The 17,663-nt window shown below is 27.8% G+C and carries 23 protein-coding genes; 6 read left to right on the forward strand and 17 right to left on the reverse strand.

Features of this window, described 5'->3' with window-relative positions:
- Positions 1–80 precede the first annotated feature (80 nt).
- The 12 genes from ACTHUW_RS06600 to ACTHUW_RS06655 form a co-directional block, all read right to left on the reverse strand.
- Positions 81–509: a C-GCAxxG-C-C family protein gene (locus ACTHUW_RS06600; RefSeq protein WP_442199393.1), complete on the reverse strand. Its 429-nt coding sequence runs from the start codon at positions 507–509 to the stop codon at positions 81–83.
- Between the two features lie 13 nt (positions 510–522).
- Positions 523–975, reverse strand: a complete 453-nt coding sequence (gene msrB, locus ACTHUW_RS06605; RefSeq protein ID WP_442210369.1) for a peptide-methionine (R)-S-oxide reductase MsrB — start codon at positions 973–975, stop codon at positions 523–525.
- Positions 976–1,143: 168 nt separating this feature from the next.
- Positions 1,144–2,145 carry a questin oxidase family protein gene (locus ACTHUW_RS06610; protein ID WP_442210350.1) on the reverse strand — a complete coding sequence of 334 codons (1,002 nt, stop codon included), beginning with the start codon at positions 2,143–2,145 and terminating at the stop codon, positions 1,144–1,146.
- Positions 2,146–2,198: 53 nt separating this feature from the next.
- On the reverse strand, positions 2,199–2,864 hold the full coding sequence (locus ACTHUW_RS06615) for a TVP38/TMEM64 family protein (RefSeq protein ID WP_442210348.1): 666 nt from the start codon (positions 2,862–2,864) through the stop codon (positions 2,199–2,201).
- A 142-nt stretch (positions 2,865–3,006) separates the two neighbouring features.
- Positions 3,007–3,207, reverse strand: a complete 201-nt coding sequence (locus tag ACTHUW_RS06620; protein WP_442198782.1) for a hypothetical protein — start codon at positions 3,205–3,207, stop codon at positions 3,007–3,009.
- Positions 3,189–4,010, reverse strand: a complete 822-nt coding sequence (locus tag ACTHUW_RS06625; RefSeq protein WP_442210347.1) for a hypothetical protein — start codon at positions 4,008–4,010, stop codon at positions 3,189–3,191. The genes ACTHUW_RS06620 and ACTHUW_RS06625 overlap by 19 nt, the downstream gene beginning before the upstream one ends.
- Positions 4,003–4,293, reverse strand: coding sequence for a hypothetical protein (locus tag ACTHUW_RS06630; RefSeq protein WP_442210344.1), 291 nt, complete (start codon positions 4,291–4,293; stop codon positions 4,003–4,005). Before ACTHUW_RS06630 ends, ACTHUW_RS06625 begins: the two co-directional genes overlap by 8 nt.
- A gap of 170 nt (positions 4,294–4,463) precedes the next feature.
- Entirely contained in the window at positions 4,464–4,889 is a 426-nt protein-coding gene (locus tag ACTHUW_RS06635) for a universal stress protein (RefSeq protein WP_442198784.1), read from the reverse strand.
- A gap of 191 nt (positions 4,890–5,080) precedes the next feature.
- The gene (locus ACTHUW_RS06640) at positions 5,081–6,079 is read right to left on the reverse strand and encodes an ornithine cyclodeaminase family protein (protein ID WP_442199397.1); all 999 of its coding nucleotides are present in this window, start codon (positions 6,077–6,079) and stop codon (positions 5,081–5,083) included.
- A 149-nt stretch (positions 6,080–6,228) separates the two neighbouring features.
- Entirely contained in the window at positions 6,229–7,464 is a 1,236-nt protein-coding gene (pdaA, locus tag ACTHUW_RS06645) for a delta-lactam-biosynthetic de-N-acetylase (protein ID WP_442198049.1), read from the reverse strand.
- 131 nt (positions 7,465–7,595) lie between these two features.
- Complete coding sequence (locus ACTHUW_RS06650; protein WP_442212846.1) at positions 7,596–8,402, reverse strand: EFR1 family ferrodoxin; 807 nt, start codon at positions 8,400–8,402, stop codon at positions 7,596–7,598.
- Positions 8,399–8,860, reverse strand: coding sequence for a GNAT family N-acetyltransferase (locus ACTHUW_RS06655; protein ID WP_442210339.1), 462 nt, complete (start codon positions 8,858–8,860; stop codon positions 8,399–8,401). The genes ACTHUW_RS06650 and ACTHUW_RS06655 overlap by 4 nt, the downstream gene beginning before the upstream one ends.
- A 123-nt stretch (positions 8,861–8,983) precedes the next feature.
- Between ACTHUW_RS06655 and ACTHUW_RS06660 the strand changes: the two genes are divergently transcribed.
- A complete protein-coding gene (locus ACTHUW_RS06660; protein ID WP_442210336.1) occupies positions 8,984–9,538 on the forward strand; it encodes a DUF924 family protein in 555 nt (184 codons plus the stop codon).
- A 157-nt stretch (positions 9,539–9,695) separates the two neighbouring features.
- Positions 9,696–10,277: a rhomboid family intramembrane serine protease gene (locus ACTHUW_RS06665; RefSeq protein ID WP_442199402.1), complete on the forward strand. Its 582-nt coding sequence runs from the start codon at positions 9,696–9,698 to the stop codon at positions 10,275–10,277.
- Between the two features lie 227 nt (positions 10,278–10,504).
- Here ACTHUW_RS06665 and ACTHUW_RS06670 read toward each other — a convergent pair whose 3' ends face one another.
- Positions 10,505–11,725 (reverse strand): glycosyltransferase family 4 protein, encoded by a 1,221-nt coding sequence (locus tag ACTHUW_RS06670; RefSeq protein WP_442199432.1) that lies wholly within the window; start codon positions 11,723–11,725, stop codon positions 10,505–10,507.
- A 125-nt stretch (positions 11,726–11,850) separates the two neighbouring features.
- Positions 11,851–12,003, reverse strand: coding sequence for a DUF4268 domain-containing protein (locus ACTHUW_RS06675; protein WP_442198055.1), 153 nt, complete (start codon positions 12,001–12,003; stop codon positions 11,851–11,853).
- A 268-nt stretch (positions 12,004–12,271) separates the two neighbouring features.
- Between ACTHUW_RS06675 and ACTHUW_RS06680 the strand changes: the two genes are divergently transcribed.
- Positions 12,272–12,769: a pyridoxamine 5'-phosphate oxidase family protein gene (locus ACTHUW_RS06680; RefSeq protein WP_442198056.1), complete on the forward strand. Its 498-nt coding sequence runs from the start codon at positions 12,272–12,274 to the stop codon at positions 12,767–12,769.
- Between the two features lie 47 nt (positions 12,770–12,816).
- Here ACTHUW_RS06680 and ACTHUW_RS06685 read toward each other — a convergent pair whose 3' ends face one another.
- Positions 12,817–13,872, reverse strand: coding sequence for a hypothetical protein (locus ACTHUW_RS06685; RefSeq protein ID WP_442198057.1), 1,056 nt, complete (start codon positions 13,870–13,872; stop codon positions 12,817–12,819).
- 137 nt (positions 13,873–14,009) lie between these two features.
- Here ACTHUW_RS06685 and ACTHUW_RS06690 point away from each other — a divergent pair, with 137 nt between their 5' ends.
- Positions 14,010–15,455 carry a DEAD/DEAH box helicase gene (locus tag ACTHUW_RS06690; protein ID WP_442198058.1) on the forward strand — a complete coding sequence of 482 codons (1,446 nt, stop codon included), beginning with the start codon at positions 14,010–14,012 and terminating at the stop codon, positions 15,453–15,455.
- Between the two features lie 58 nt (positions 15,456–15,513).
- Here the strand turns inward: ACTHUW_RS06690 and ACTHUW_RS06695 are convergent, their stop codons facing one another.
- The gene (locus tag ACTHUW_RS06695) at positions 15,514–16,188 is read right to left on the reverse strand and encodes an FAD-binding oxidoreductase (protein ID WP_442198059.1); all 675 of its coding nucleotides are present in this window, start codon (positions 16,186–16,188) and stop codon (positions 15,514–15,516) included.
- 201 nt (positions 16,189–16,389) lie between these two features.
- Here ACTHUW_RS06695 and ACTHUW_RS06700 point away from each other — a divergent pair, with 201 nt between their 5' ends.
- Together ACTHUW_RS06700 and ACTHUW_RS06705 are read left to right on the forward strand one after the other, a co-directional pair.
- Positions 16,390–16,968: a methyltransferase domain-containing protein gene (locus ACTHUW_RS06700; RefSeq protein ID WP_442198060.1), complete on the forward strand. Its 579-nt coding sequence runs from the start codon at positions 16,390–16,392 to the stop codon at positions 16,966–16,968.
- The gene (locus tag ACTHUW_RS06705) at positions 16,969–17,139 is read left to right on the forward strand and encodes a hypothetical protein (RefSeq protein ID WP_442198061.1); all 171 of its coding nucleotides are present in this window, start codon (positions 16,969–16,971) and stop codon (positions 17,137–17,139) included.
- Between the two features lie 35 nt (positions 17,140–17,174).
- Here the strand turns inward: ACTHUW_RS06705 and ACTHUW_RS06710 are convergent.
- Positions 17,175–17,663: hypothetical protein (locus tag ACTHUW_RS06710; RefSeq protein ID WP_442212848.1), on the reverse strand; the 489-nt coding region annotated here is incomplete at its 5' end.

Raw genomic sequence — 17,663 nt, forward strand, 5'->3', positions numbered from 1 at the left:
ACCATATTGCGTTTTATCTATAACTTTTAATCCAAACTCCCTATCCATTTCGCGATCTTTTCTTCTCATATTTGTCTCCTTTATCTATATTTATTTATGATATCTTCTAATATCCCTGCTCCTTTTATCATTAATGGTTTACATCCATTTATTTCATCTCTTTTTGTTTCTTTTAATATATTACAATTTGTATCTCCAAATTCATTTTCAAATTCATTTACCCATCTTTTTGTTACTTCTTTTAATTTCAAGTTTTCACTTGGTTTGTCCTCGGTAAACATTACACCTATTGCAGCTACTCCACCTGTCAGTATTCCACAAGTCTTTTCACTTGCCATCCCTCCACCAAATGGAGCAATCATTTTTAAAGCTCTTTTATCCAAATTCAAATTATAATAATCATTACAAGCATTTAATATAACTTCTGCACAATTATAATGATATAGATTTTTTTGATCACCATATTCATTTTCTAAGTCAATGTATTTTTTTACCTGATCCTTTAGCATTATTTCACTCCTCTTACTCAAATATCTTTACCAAATAACCATATCCTTTTTCATCCATTTCTTCATATGGAATGAACTTTAATGAACTTCCATTTATGCAATATCTCAGTCCACCTTTGTCATTTGGTCCATCTGAAAATACATGTCCTAGATGGGATTCTCCTTCTTTGCTTTTAATTTCCAGACCTATCATACTTTTTTCTGAACCTTGGCCTTTTTTTATGAATTTTTGGTCTATAGGTTTTGTAAAGCTTGGCCAGCCACTACCTGAATCATATTTATCTTTTGATGAAAATAATGGTTCTCCCGTTACTATATCTACATATATACCTTTATCTTTTAAACTGTTATATTCATGGCTAAATGGTGCTTCTGTTCCACAATTTTGTGTAATATCATATTGATCAATACTTAATTTTTCTTTTAATTCTTTAGATGATGGTTTTTTATATTCTTTATCCTCTATTTCAATATCATTCTTGTTTTCTTCAATAGCATCTACACTATTAAAGTCATTATTATAAAAATAAAAACTTGTAATTATGAAAATGCCCATAATTAAAATAGCTCCTATTAAAATATTCTTATATTTCATATAATAACCCTCTCTTGGCTTTAATTTAACTTAACTAAATTATTTTTCTAGCTCTATTCTCTTATAAGTTGCATATTTTAAATCTTTTTCATCAAATATATTATCTAATTTATTGGCACTATAAGCAAATTTAAGTGTGTGAACATTGGTTGATTTTGAGGCTGATTTTTTTATTTCTTCCCAAGATTGATTTATTTTTGTGTCTTCAATTCTTATATCTAAATCTCCCTGTGTTAAAAGATGAGCTATTGCTGTAGTTGTGAAAATATCTAAAATCATTTCATAGTCTTTAAAATATTCTTTTAGAGTTACAACTGCTTGTAGTCCTGTTATACAATGAAGCATAACTATATTATTAGTATTATAAAATGCTGGTATCAATACTTTTAATATGCCGTCTACCTTATCTTTTTCACTTCCTTCTATTATAAATCCTTGTCTTAGCAATTTCTCACTATTATATAATTTCTTTAATTTTTGTCCAAGACTTATATCAGAATTTCTAATTTCTTTTAATTTTTCATCTTGCATTAATTTATACATTTCTTCTAAGGAATTTTCTTTTTCAATTTTTCTTTTAAATAATCCACCTTTTCTGTAAGCAGTTATATAGTATGATAATGCTCTTTCTACTTCACTTTTTATTTCACTATCTTCTTTATATCCTTCTATAGCATAAGCAAGTCTTATGGTAGTATGAAATAGGCCTGAAGATAGACCTAATGGATATTTGTTTAATAGAAAAGATACTAATTCTTCTATATCCTCATTTTTTGAAATCTCTCTTATTAATTCCAAGCATCCTTCATATAAATCTCTTTTGCCTAGACATTCTTCTATAGTATTTACTTTCTTATATTCTTCTTTTACTTTATCTATATTGGATTTCTTCAAATAATTTTTAGTATATTCTTCTGTCTTTTCAATATTATTAGTCAGCTTATAAAGTGCAAATTGTCCCATAGGTAAATGATTTACTAATCCATTGTTATATGGTGAATACTTTTGTGCATTTTCATTTATAATTCTTGCTATATTCATAGTATTACCTCCTTTTTTTATACACATCTATTAATATTTATACCCGAAAAATCTTACTTAAAATTATCTTTACACTTTATATAAATCCTCAGTACTATTATTAAAATTATTATTGACATTATAATAGATGCTATAAAACCTAGACTTCCTGGTTCATTTATATTTGAGCCTATTAATGTAGTAACTATCATAGCAGGAGTTTTGGCTAAAATTGAAGCTATCATATAGCTTGTAAAATTAATATTTAATATACCAAAAGTTAAACTACTTATTTCATTTGGTATAATTCCTATAAACTTTATGATGAATATGAATCTCCATTCACTATCTTTTTCTATATCATTTATCTTATATATTTTAGGATACTTTTCTGCCACTTTATAAAAAAGTCCTTTTCCGGATAATCTACCAATAAAATATGGCAATATCATAGATACAATTATACCTATAAAGTTTATTGTAAGTGCTTCATATACCGGAAATATGATTCCTACACTTACATATAAAATACTAAGGGATACAAACATAGATATAGATTTTACTGCATAGATGAGTATTATAATTCCACCCGCCAAAAGATGATTTTCTGGGGTGAAACTTAATATGTCGGAAATAGATATATTTTTATAATTAATTGTAAAAAATATAAAAGAAATCAACATAATAATCATTGGTATAAATCTTATCATATTCAATTTAGATTTATTATTTTTATTCAAATTTAAACTCCTATACATATTTGACATCTAACTTATATAATCTTCTCATTATGAGTATATTATACTATATAATACATTAGTAATTAAAATAAATAAAAGCCTTAAATCCAAATTTAGATTTAAGGCTTTTATTATTTAATATTTATATTTTAAATTTCTCAATTAATACATTTAATTCTTCTGCTATAGTAGATAGTTCTTCACTTGCTCCTGATATTTGAGTTATAGCTGCTGTTTGCTCCTCCATTGATGCTGATACTTCTTCACTACTTGCAGCATTTTCTTGTGATATACCTGCAAGTTTTTCCATGACTTGACTTATATTTATATTTTGAGTGTCCATTTCACTACTTGATCATCATTTTTAATGCTTTTATCTTTAACTTGATCTATTGTAAAGTCTCCATCAGCCATAGTATTCATTTGTACTTTCAACTTATTTATAGCCTTTATAGCATAGTTTGCTGTGTAGTATAATATAAATCCTAAAATTAATATTACAAGTAGTCCACCTATAGCAATGGTGGTTATATTTCTTTTAATAGCTGACTTTACATTTTCCATAGAAAAGCCTATGTTTACAGCTCCTAATTGTTCTCCATCTATAACTACTGGATAAACCATGTCATATACTGGTACATTTCCTACATCATATGTATATTCATTAGAAAAAATTTCTTGGTCTTTAATGGCAGAAATTGCTCCCTTGTCATCTGAAAGGTCTGTACCAATCCTATCTTTATTACTATGTGCGCTAGCTTTTAAATCATTGTCTATAAATAATGCATATGTAATTTCTTCATTTGTAGCTAAATCATCTATAAGCTTTTGATATCCAAATTCTTTTGTTAAATCATTTATGTAATTTGCATTGATTCCTGCTTGAATCATTCTTCCATTTGAGGTTTTTATTGCACCATATTTAACAAAATCTCCACTTACTGCATCTTCTCTTATATCTTCTATTAACTCTGTTTCATTGCCACTAGCAAATGAGAAAAGAGCATGATCTGAATCTGGTTGCCAGTTTATATTTTCAGCTATATTAGAATAAATTATCATAGAATTTTCATCAAAATAATTTATTTCAGTAATGTTTAGATCTTCTGCTAGCCTAGTTATTTTTTCGTTGGTTAATTCAATCACCTTCACCTTCTATAACTTTAGAAGCATTTATTATATCATTTTCTATTGAATCATTTATTACATCTAGAGAATTTGTATTATCTTCAATTCTACTGCTAAATTGTTTAAGCAAGAATTCTCCATTTTCTTTCATTTGACTTATCAAACTATTCCTCACCATAAGACTTGATACTGCACCTATTGCAAAAATTGAAAGAATAATTACAATAATAGGTATTACTAATAATCTAACTTTAATAGAACCTTTTTTACTTTTAACTTTGTTTTTCTTAATTTTAATCAACTCCTAAAATATTCTTTTTAAACATACTAATACATTATAATACTTTATTTGATATATTAATTCTTTATTTTATAGTTCAAAAGTCCTAATTTGTTTGATTTACCATATATATACAAAAAACAAGTCACAGAGAAATATCTGCGACTTGTTAAACTATTATAATTACTATTTTATTTAACTATTAATACATTTGTCTTTACATGGTTTAAAACTTTGTTGGATACACTTCCAATCATTAATCTTGAAAATGCCCCAAGGCCTCTACTGCCCATAATAACTAAATCATAGTTTTCATTTTCCACTTCATTTATTATGGTATTTCCTGAATTACCTGTCATTAATTGAGTTTCTACTTCTCCATTATAATCTTCAAAGAAATTAACTGCATCTTTTAAAATAGCTTCTCCTGCTTTGACTAAATTTTCATTGGTCTGAGTATTATAGTATTGTTCTGTCATATATGGATTTAAAACTATGTCTTGTACTACTGTTAGTATAACTACTTTTGAATTAAAAACTTTTGCGAGTCTTTTACTTTCAAACAATGCTTTTTTAGAGGTTTCTGAACCATCTATTGGAACTAAAATTTTCTTCATTTTTCATTCCCCTTCCTAATTCATTATATATTTTTCTTATAATATATATACCCTTTTAAAAAGCATAATATCCTTTTCACAGTTTATGTTAATATTATATTGAAATTAATGACAGACAAAGACAAGGCTACATTATAAAATATAGCCTTGTTTTTATAAATCTTTATATAATTCATTGCATTTAAATATCTTTAAAATTCTATTATCTCACCCATATTATGTTCTATTGCTTTGTCATATATTTTTTTAGCTGTTACTAAATCTAAAATACTACTACCAACAGTTTTAAATAAAGTTATCTCATCTTCATTTTCTCTAGATGGTATTTTATTCATTATCAATTCGCCAAGTTCTCCATTTATATCATCTTCTTTAAACTTACCTTCTTTGATTGGCTTTATGAAATCTCCACTTTCATTTATAACTCCATCTAAGGTATCAACATATATTTTATCAGCATTACATATTATATATGGATCAATCTCTTGCATGTCAGGTGTATATGATCCTACCCCATTTATATGGGCTCCTTTTTTTACAAGTTTGCCATCAAATACTGGTTCTTTTGCTGTTGTTACACAAGTTATAATATCTGCATTATCTATTGCTTCTTTTGAACTATCACATGCTATTATATTAAAATCAAATTTATCTCCTAATTCTTTCTTCATTTGTTTTATAAAATCTTCAGTTTTTTCTTTATTCCTAGCAAATACTCTTACTTCTTTTATTGGTCGAACATTTAATATAGCTTCTAATTGAGATTTAGCTTGACCTCCCGTACCAATAAGGGCAAAAATACTAGCATCTTTTCTAGCTAATAAATCTGTAGCAGCTCCTGATACCGCCCCAGTTCTAAGTTTTGTAAGATAAGTACCATCCATGATAGATGAAACTTCTCCAGTACTTTCATTTTTAAGTACCATTGTTGATGAAATTGAATCCAATCCTTTTTTAGTGTTATTTGGATATACAGATACAAGTTTAAGCCCAAGTGCATCAGCATCAGGCACATATCCTGGCATATATAAACTCTGTCCCTCTTCTTTTTTAACATTTAAGTTTATTCTAAGTGGAATGTCACTTTCACCCTTTGAATACAACTCTAAGGCATCCTTACTTGCGCCTATAGCATCTTTCATTGAATATACTTCTTCTATATCTTTCTTTTTTAAAATTAAAATTTCCAAAAAATCATCTCCTTATTATTTATTTACCCTTATTAATTTTTTTAATTTACTACTCTTAAATTTGATTATAACATTTAATTAAAAATTTACTACACAAAAAAGAGATACGGTATTATTATCTACCATATCTCCTTTATCTTTAATAATATCTAAGGATACTCAGTTAAGAGTTTGAAATTATATCCTCTTGTTTTTAATTCTTTTATTATTTCTTCTAGTGCTTGTGTATTACTTTTTGATACACTGTGTAGAAGTATAACAGCTCCGTTGTGAATATTGTCTGTTACATGTTTATAAGATGCTGCTTGTCCTGGTTGATCATTTACTAGCCAATCTCTATGTGCCATTGACCAAAAAACTGTTCTATAACCTAAGTTCTTTGTTTCTGCTAAAGTTTTTTCACTAAATGCCCCACTTGGAGGTCTTAGAAACTTATGCATTTCTTCTCCAGTTAAATTCTTATATTTTTCTTCCACTATATTTATTTGATATTTTAGTTTGTCATTAGTTAAAGTAGGCATTTTTGGATGGTTGTTAGTATGATTTAAAACAATATGTCCTTCTCTTACCATTCTTTTTACTATTTCAGGATTTTTATCTATATAAGTTCCTTGTACAAAGAAACTTGCTTTTACATTTTGACTTTTCAATATATCTAATATTTGATTTGTATATCCATTTTCATATCCATTATCAAAGGTTAAGAATATATCTTTTTTGTTTTTATTTCCTATTGTAATACCACTATATTTATCTAATAATGCCTTATAATCTTTATCAAAACCTGGTTGCTCATTTTTATTATTTCTTATGAAATACCAGCTGTAACTTTTATTGCTTAAAGAACTTGTGTCTATTTGGGATGATTTTTTAAAGTTAATGTATTTAGAATACACCCATCCTCTTTTATTTCTTGCATATTCTACATAATACCAATTATTTTTTTCTCCAAATATATGGACTTCTACTCCTTTATTTATAACTGTTATTATCTTCCCTTTCATACTTCCAAGAGTTCTTACATTGAGTCCATATACTGTTACATAACCTTTCTTTTCGATTATATTTAAATCTTTCGACTTTGGATCATCATCTTTTTTAAGATTAATATATTTAGAATATACCCATCCTCTTTTGTTTCTTGCATACTCTACATAATACCAATTACTTTCTTCTCTGAAAACATGTACCTCTACACCTTTAGGTATAGTTGTTATTATTTTACCTCTCATACTTCCAAGGGTCCTTACATTTAATCTACTTGCTATTACATATCCTTTATTCTCTATTATTTTTGAATCTTTAGCAAATACTGCCATAATAGTAGAAGATGAGACTAAAGAAAAAATTAAAATTAATACTAAAATAAATTTAATTTTTTTCATTTGTATTCCCTCCTTTTGTGGGTATCTTCATTATATATATACCCAGTATTTGCTAATTTATTTGAATTTTCAGTCATGGTATGTATTACACAATATGGCGTTTTTATACAATTATTCATACCTCTTATATATTATATAAAAAGTTCTGGTTCTCTTCTTTTTTTAAATTCATCTTCAAGTTCTCTTTTATGTCTTAAGTATCCTTCATCATCAAAATATTTTGAGTTTTTAGGACATTTCTTTATACATGCTCCACATTTGATGCATATATTGTTTAAAACACTCACATCCTCATAATCAATTGAACCCATAGGGCAAACTTCAGAACATATTTTACAATCTATGCAGTTTTCATCAGTCTTAGGGGTAACTTTTCTTATATCTACTGGCTTTTTTTCTTTATCTTTTGGAATATAATATTTTCTATAAGGTCTAGATCCTTTTATATTTAATTCTTTATCTATATTATTTTTTATTTTGCTATATATTGCATCTGCAAAATCTCTAGCAATAGACAAATCACTAGTGTCTGGTCTATCTTTTGCTAAAGTATAAGAAAAACTATGCTCCCCTATGAAACTTCCAGCAGCTATTACATCAAAACCATTGTCAATCAATCTATCATTTAATTCTAATAAAGCATCATCATAATTTCTATTTCCATATAAAACTACAGGTATAGCCTTGCTTGATTTACCCTTTATAGAATTTAAATATTTTAAAAGTACATTTGGAACCCTACCTGCATATACTGGTATTCCTACCAGAACTATATCATCTTCAGAAAATGATATAGCTTTTTCTCTTACACTTGGAGATGTAAAATCAATAGTATCTCCCTTTAATATATCTATATTTTTTAATAACCTATTTCCTATTTCATCTATAACCTTTTTGCTTGTACCAGTTGCACTAAAGTACATTTTATTTAAAATCATAATATCATCTCCATTTTCAAGTCAGATTCCTTGTATTTGTTATCTTGAAATTCTACCTCTTTAAAGCCCATCCTTTTATATAAATCTAGTGCATGCTTTAATATATGATTTGAAAAAAGTATTATTTTTTTAATTTTATTTTCTCTTGCAATATCTATTGCTTTTCTTATTAATATTTCACCTATATTTAATCCTCTATATTTTTCTAATACTCCTATTTTTACCAATTCAAAGGTATAACAATCTACCTTCATAAGTGATACAGTTCCTACTATTTCTTCATTATATTTAGCTAAAAATATAAATCCACCTTGATCTAAAATAATTTTTTTAGGATTATTTAGCATCTTTTCATCTTCTGGCTCTAATAAACCATATTTCTTAAGCCACTCATAAGAAATCTTTTTTAAATCATCATGATATATTTCTTGATAATCAATTATTTCTATTTTTTTCATATTAATTCCCCATTTATTAAACTTTTAATTATATATCTTTAATTATATACCAAGCAAATGCAAATGTTAAATTATATTAAATGGGTATATATTTATGTAAGATAAGAAAAGAGGAGTGATATTGTGACTATAAAAACATGGGAAGAAGTTATTGATTTTTGGTTTAGTGAAGAGATTGTACCTATTCATTTTGCAGAAGATAAGGATTTAGATGAAAAAATAGACAATAAATTTTTAGATACTTGGAAAGCAGCTTCAGAAGGACTTTTAGTAGATTGGAGAGATGATATCAGAGGAAGACTGGCAGAAATTATAGTCTTAGATCAATTCTCTAGGAATTTATGGAGAAATGATATTAAATCATACTCTCAAGATAAAATGGCAATAGCTTTAGCTCAAGAAGCAGTAAAGAAAAAAGAATATAAAGAATTATCTAAGGAAGAGAAAAAGTTTATATTACTTCCATTTATGCATTCAGAGTCTTTGAAAATGCATGATTGGGCAGATAAGTATTATAAAGAAATTGGCGATGAAGAATTAATGAGATTTGAAAAAATGCATAGAGAGGTATTAGAAGAGTTTGGGCGTTATCCTTATAAGAATGATGTTTTAGGAAGAAAATCTACAGATAAGGAACTTAAAGCCTTAGAAGATAATAAAGATGGATTTTATAGTTAAGTTTGTCTGAATTAATAATAATCCTATAAAGACTTAGATCTGTTTGATAAATAGTTCTAAGTCTTTATATTTATTTTACACTTTGTGTTGATAATTAATATATAGTATGTGATAATACCATTAGAGAAATTCAATATATAAGGAATAGGAGATAGCTATGTTAATTGAAAGAATGAAAGACTTTTATAATAAAAGCAAGGTAACATTTATACTATTAAGTATAATGATAATTTATTTTATATTTATGACTTTAAATGGCGGAACTACAAATAATTATAATCTGGTAAAGTATGGTGCCTTTTTCCCTCCATATATTTTACAATACAATCAATATTATAGATTTATAAGTTCAATTTTTATTCATATAGGCTTTATGCATATATTTTTTAATGGATATGCCCTTTCCATATTTGGACCACAAATTGAAAGGCTCATGGGTGCTAAAAAATATCTCTTATTTTTCCTAATAACAGGTATAGGAGGTAATATAGTTACTTTTTTCTTTAATTTTAATATTATTTCTGCTGGTGCTTCAGGTAGTTTATTTGGTCTTTTTGGTGTGTTTTTATACCTTATCCATCGCCATAGAAATATGGTAACCCCTGAAGGTAGAAAAAGTATATTATCCCTTCTTGGAATCAATCTAGCCCTTACAATATTTGTACCAAGTATAAGTATTACAGCTCATATTGGAGGATTAGTAATAGGATACTTGCTTTCATATGTCTTCATAAAGTAAAAAAGACCTCTACATTTAGAGGTCTTTTCATTTCCTTACTTTTAGAAGCTATGTTTGACTCATATATAGCCGCCCTTTTATTTAATTCCTTTTGAACTTTCTTTAAATTTTCTTTAATTGATCGAAGCTTAAATCCAAAATAAGCTTTAATTCTTCATAGGCTTCCTTATAATTTTCTAATTTTTCATCTATAATAATTATAACCCCCTTATAAATATTATATCTCTTTATTTATTAATTATAGAGTCAATAATATCATTCATCTTTCCAACTAGGCCTTCCCAAGAAAAGTCTTTTATTTTATCTTCCATCTTTTTATGACATTCTTTCTTTTCTTTTACATTGTTAACCTGAAATAAGATAGCTTCCTTTAAATCTTCCTTAAACTTTGGTAGGTCTTCCTTTACTGGTTTATCAATATCATATATTCTAGGAAGTGGAACATATTTAATTATACCTGAATCCTCTATTTCCTTGCCTAAAAGGGTTTTTAGAGCTTCTATTTCTGTTGATATTACATATAAGCCACAGGCTAAACTTTCTATAGCCATAAGTCCTAATCCCTCATAATAAGACGGCATAAGAAATATATCCTTTTTTCTTAGCTCATCACCTAATTCTATTTGATTTTTCACATTGTATAATCTTATACTGGTATCATTTTTGATGTGATTTTCTATTTTCTTCTTATTATTTTCGTCAGGATTACCAATAATATCTAAACTTACACCATCTAAATCTAGCTCTTTATATGCTTCTACAAGTTCATATATTCCCTTTGATGGATCAATTTTCCCACAAAACACAAGTTTAATTTTATCACTTTTATGTTTTTTGTCAGGAATATAAAAAATATCTTGGTTAAATCCTCCTCCAACTGCAATCATTTTCTTCTTATCTAGCCCATAGACTTTTTTTATTTCATGCTTTTGCTCCTCAGAGGCTGAAAATATATAATCTAAATCATTAATATTTCTTACATATTTTTCTTTAATTTGAGGATTCAAATCACATTGTCTCAAATCAGTATTATGACATATGCCTATAATCTTAGTTTCCGGAAAAATTTCCCTGACTATACTAGTTAAAATCCAAAGATGATGGGCAAATATAATATCAGGTTTATAATCCTTTTTTATATTCAATAGTTTGTCCTTGAAAGCCCCTATCCAAGTATGGATCATTTCTTCTGTCATGGATGAATATGTAGTGCTTTCATATGGCATCACATCACTCATTCCAACTATAGGAAATGGTAGTGCCTTACTTTTAAAAATAAGTGGATATTGGTCTTCTTTTTCTAAAATATCCCAATCATAAGAATCCTCTAATGCAAATAAGGCCTTTTGTTCATGATTGTATTTTTTAAACCCTTCGATCATATTAGAATAATATACTCCAGAACCAGTTTTTGATGGTAGTTGTGCTAACACGTGTAATAATTTCATATTTTCCTCTCTTTTCTCTCTTTAATATATTTAATATTTTAGATTTATATTTATTTTATAACTCCAAATATAACATAAACTGCCTGTTCTAATTATCTTCTAAATATAATAGAGTATTTTCACTATCAATATATAACTGAACTCCCAGCAGCTACACTATACCAATGATCTGTTGATGGCTTTCTTTCATTGAATAGCCTAGAAAATTCTTTATCCTGAAAAACATAATTCTTGAACTTAGTCCAATAATCTAATTTAAAAGCCATAGTATCAGACATTTCGCTAGCTACTTTTTTTACTTCTTTAGCCCAAGTATTTGGCTGTTCTAAGACATTAAATCGTGGTGCGGGATAAGAATCATCAATTCTCCAAACCCCCTTAGATCTTCAACTTTTTCTAAGTTTCCTAATTGCATTTAATCTCTCCTTTTAACATATGATTCCTAGTTTTTAACTTCATTATATCATAATCATAATAAATAAAAGTTATATCTCCAATCAAGAGGGTAAAAATACTGTAATATAGTATAATAGGGATGTGGTAAATATGGGAAGAAAATATGATGAGCCAAAGTATGTGGATGTTAAAAAATCAGTGCATAATAAAGAAGTTATAGGGAAATTTCTAAGTCTATGTAGGGACCAATCTTTTGCCGTCCTTGCTACTCAAGGAAATAATGAATGTTATACTAGTTTGATAAGTTTTAAAGAAAGTGATGATTTGTCTAAAATAGCATTTGCAACTCCAACTAATACTAAGAAATTTAATTTTTTAAAGCAGAATGAAAATGTATCAATATTAATAGATAATAGATCTAGGAACCCAGAAAGTATAAACAATATAACAGCCCTTACAGCTATAGGAAAGGTGAAAATTCTAAGTGCTGAGGATGATATAGATTTTTGGTCTAAGGCCCTAATAGATAAACATAATTATTTGGAAAATTTTATAAAGGCTGAAACCACTGCTATAGTTGTAGTAGATATATGTAAATATAATTATGTGAGTAGTTTTCAAGAAGTCATAGAATGGAAACCAGTATAATAAAAGAACTCTTTAAAGAGTTCTTTTTGTGTAAGAGTATAGTAGAATTATTTCATGTTTTTTATAACCCTTAAAAGGTCACTAAATATACCATATGCTGTTTGCTCTATTTCTGATTCATGCTCTATTACTGTTATATCCCTCATTAAATCTGTAGTTATTGTTAGAACTGATGATGTTCCTTTTATATTTGAATAGATATGATCTTTTGATATTTCTTTTGGCTCAACCTTTCCAATAACTTCACCATTTTTTATAGAACCATGACAAATCAATCTTATTACATTTCCTCTTTTCTCTGCTTCCTTTATTTGTTCAAGACCTATATCTTCTATTCCCTTTCTATCTATTTCTTTTGGACTTATATTTGCCCCCATTAGTACATTTAGGAGTACTGCTGTCTTTGCTGCAGCATCCCAGCCCTCTATATCCGTAGCTGGATTTGCTTCCATAAAACCTCTATTCTTGCTTTCTAAGATTGCATCATCATATGTCTTACCTTTTCTTATTTCTTCTAATACAAAGTTTGTGGTTGTGTTTAATATTCCATTTATCTCTGTCACCTTACACAAATCTAGAGTTTCGCTTGCAAGGTCAAATACAGGTGCTCCATCCATTACAGTTGTTTCATAATAGAATAAACTGTTTTTTTCCTTAGCTAAATCTCTTAATTCTTCATATGCCCATGCAATTGGACCTTTATTTGCAGTTATAGCATGTCTTTTTCTATTAAGAGCTGTTTTAATGTGATCTATTGCAGGTTGTCCTGTGAAAAATTCAAGAGGCGTAAGTTCCATAAGCACATCATAGTTTACCTTTTGGGCAATTTCCATTGCATTTAATCCAGAATATCCTTTTCCTTTTTTATCAAAATGATTTAAAGTTTTTATATCACTTAATGCAGACTTTAAATTAATGCCCTCTTCATCTACCATACTCCCCTTACTTTTTGTTGCTATTGCTACTACCTTTACTTGATAACCATATTTATTTGATATCTCCTCATTCTTATCTATAAGTAATTTTGCAAAAGCCCTACCAGCACTTCCAAAACCAAGCATTGCTATTTTAAATTCCCTTATTATTTTATTCTCCCCTTTCAAATATATCTAATTGTATTATAACATTTAGTTAGATATATTTTATCATAATAAATAATCTTAGAATATTAAAAGAAAAAAATGATATAAAATTATAGATAGTATATAATAGTATCATTATACATAAGAGGAGTGCTTAAATGACAAAAGAAAAGTTTTTAGATTATAAATTAAGTGATGAATTATTAAAAGCAATTGAATTATTAACTTATAAAAACCCTACCAAGGTACAAGAAAAAGTAATACCTATTGCATTAGATGGAAAAGATGTAGTTGTAAAATCTCAAACAGGGAGTGGAAAAACTGCAGCTTTTGCTATACCTATTTCTGAAAATATAAAGTGGGAGGATAATGAGCCACAAGCCTTAGTTATAACTCCCACTAGAGAATTAGCTATCCAGGTTAGAGAGGACTTTTTTAATATAGGTAGATTTAAAAGATTAAAGGTTGCAACAGTTTATGGTAAATCATCTTTTTATAATCAGCAAAGAGAGATTAAACAAAAAACTCATGTAGTAGTTGGTACGCCTGGTAGAATAATTGATCATATAGAAAAAGGGACTCTTGATACTTCAAATATTAAATATCTAGTAATAGATGAAGCTGATGAAATGCTTAATATGGGATTTTTAGAACAAGTTGAAACCATAATACATGAATTACCAAAAAACAGAACTACAATGCTATTTTCAGCTACCTTACCTACAGATATTGAGTCGCTATGTGATAGATATATGAATAATCAAATATATGTAGAAATAGAAGAAAGAGGTATAACTGTCGATAAGATAGAGCAAGAGAAATATTTGGTGAAAAAAGATGATAAATTAGAATTGTTAAAAAATATAAGCATATTAGAAAATCCAGACAGCTGCATAATATTTGCAAATACTAGAGATCAAGTTGATGACATACACACAGAACTTGGTAAATATAATTATCCTTGTGATAAAATACACGGTGGTATGGAGCAAAAAGATAGAACTAGGATAATGGAGAATTTCAAGTCTGGATACTTCAGATATTTAGTTGCCACAGATGTAGCAGCTAGAGGTATAGATATAGACAGTATCACTCATATAATAAACTTCGATATTCCTTTTGAAAAAGAATCCTATGTCCACAGGATAGGAAGGACAGCAAGAAAAGGAAAAACAGGCAAGGCTATTACTTTTGTCAGTCCTAATGAAAAATACCTTTTAAAAGATATTGAAGATTATATAGAAAAAGAAATATTATTAAAAAAAGTTCCGGGAAATGAACTTATAAATAGCTTAAAAAAAGAATTTGATGAAAAACTAAACACTAAAGCTAAAATAAAAGAATCAAAAGGTGACCTGCTTAATGAACAAATAATGAAAATTCACATAAATGCCGGTAGAAAAACAAAGATGAGAGCTGTAGATATTGTAGGGACCTTGTGTAATATTGAAGGTATGACCAAAGATGATATAGGTATAATAAATATTTTAGATATATCAACATTTGTTGAAATACTAAATAATAAGGGTGAAATGGTATTAGAAAAATTACAAACAACCACAATTAAAGGAAGACTTAGAAATGTAAATAAAGCTAATGACTAAATATTTTAGTTTATGAAAAGAGACTATTATAACTTTTCAGTTATAATAGTCTCTTTTCTTATGCAAATACCTCTTTTACAATTTGATCTTCTTTAACTCCTAATTCTCTCAAGGAATCTTCTACAGCATCCATCATTGGTTCTGGTCCACAAATATAGAAATAATCATCCAATGAAGTAATATTTTCCTTTAGATATTCAATATCAATACGCCCATGTGCATGAGGCTTTATTTCTTCACGAGATAAAATATTTAAAAAATCTTTTCCCAATATTGACTCGAATTCTTTTTTATTAATTATATCTTCCTCTTTGCTATTAGCAAATATTAATCTATTACCAGATAATTCTTCCTTTTGATATAAGTTACGAATTATTGAAATAAAAGGAGTAACTCCTGCTCCACCTGCAATAAAAGTACCTTTACCCTTATATTTTATAGCTCCAAATATATCCTTTATAATCAATTTATCTCCTGAATTAAGTTTTGATAATTCATTTGTAACACCTTCATGGTCAGGATAAATCTTAATTGTAAACTCTAAATGATCTTCAAATGGTAATGAGGTGAATGTAAAAGGATTACCCTTATCTCTCCATCCATCTTTATCAATAGCAACTTCAGCAGCTTGTCCAGGTACAAATTCAATCTCTTTTGCATCATTTAAAGTAAAACGTAAAACATTATGAGTAGCTTTTTCAATATTTTTAATCGTTAAAAATTGCTTGTCCATGTCAAATACCTCCATATAAATATATTTTAAATAGTTTCCTTAATCTTTATTTAATTTATTTTTCTCCTATATTATTTTACTTACCCTTATAACTACATACTAACTCAAAGCATAACTTTAATCCATCATATTATCCATCATTGCTCAAATCAATCATTTCTTATATAATAAAATAGTAGTTTATTATCAGGAGGCGATTTTATGGATAAGAAAGATATTAGAAAATCTATTAATAATTTTTATGATGAAATAGCAGAAGATGAGAAAAAGGTAACAGGTGATATAGATAAATTAAATGAATCTTTAGGCTATAGTAAGGAAGATTTAAAAGACATTCCAAAAGAAGCACAATTAGGCTTAGGCTGTGGAAATCCTAAAGAATTAGGAAAACCTAGACCAGGTGAATTTGTAGCAGATCTTGGTTCAGGAAGAGGAATGGATGTATTTTTAGCTGCAAAATCAGTAGGAGATACAGGTCATGTTATAGGAATTGATAATAATTATAAGATGCTTGAAAAAGCTCGTGACATAGTTAATAAAAAGGAATTTAAGAATGTCGAGTTTAGATTAGGTGAGATTGAATATATTCCTATAAAAGATAATTATTTGGATTTAATTATGTCAAACTGTGTAATCAATTTATCAACTGATAAAAAACAAGTTTATAGGGATATTTATAGGATATTAAAATCAGGTGGAAGAATGAGTCTTTCAGATATAGTCCTTAAAAAGGATTTACCAAATGATATAAAGGAAAGTCCAAATGTCCACGGAACATGAGTGGGAGGCGCAATATCTCTGGAAGAGATAAAAGAAATTTTAAAGAACACTGGATTTAAAGATATATTTATAGATTTAAATGAAGTTACAGATGAATATGCCAGAAAATGGGGATATGGATTGAAAATAAAAGAATATATTGGTAGAGCAGAAATACTTGCTTATAAATAAAAGTTGTAGCTTCATTATGAAGCTACAGCTTTTATTTATATTCTATTTTTAATTACCCTTAACAAATCACTAAATACACCATATGCTGTTTGTTCTATTTCTGGATCATGTTCTACTATTGTCAAATCTCTCATCAAATCTGTACTTATAGTTACAACTGATGATGTACCTTTAATATTTGCATATATATGATCCTTTGATATTTCTTTTGGTTCAACTTTCCCAATAATTTCACCATTCTTTATAGAACCATGGCAAATAAGTTTTATTATATTTCCTCTTTTTTCTGCATCTTCTATTTGTTCTTTAGTTATATCTTCAATTCCCCTTCTATCTATATCAGATGGGTTTATATTTGCATCCATTAATACATTTAAAAGTACTGCTGTCTTTGCTGCAGCATCCCATCCTTCTATATCCATAGCTGGATCTGCTTCAATAAAGCCTCTTTTCTTACCCTCTACCATCACATCATCATATGCTTTTCCTTCTGCTATTTCCTCTAATATGAAATTTGTAGTAGA

It is taken from the genome of Senegalia sp. (in: firmicutes) (assembly GCF_052088025.1).
GTDB lineage: Bacteria > Bacillota > Clostridia > Tissierellales > SIT17 > Anaeromonas.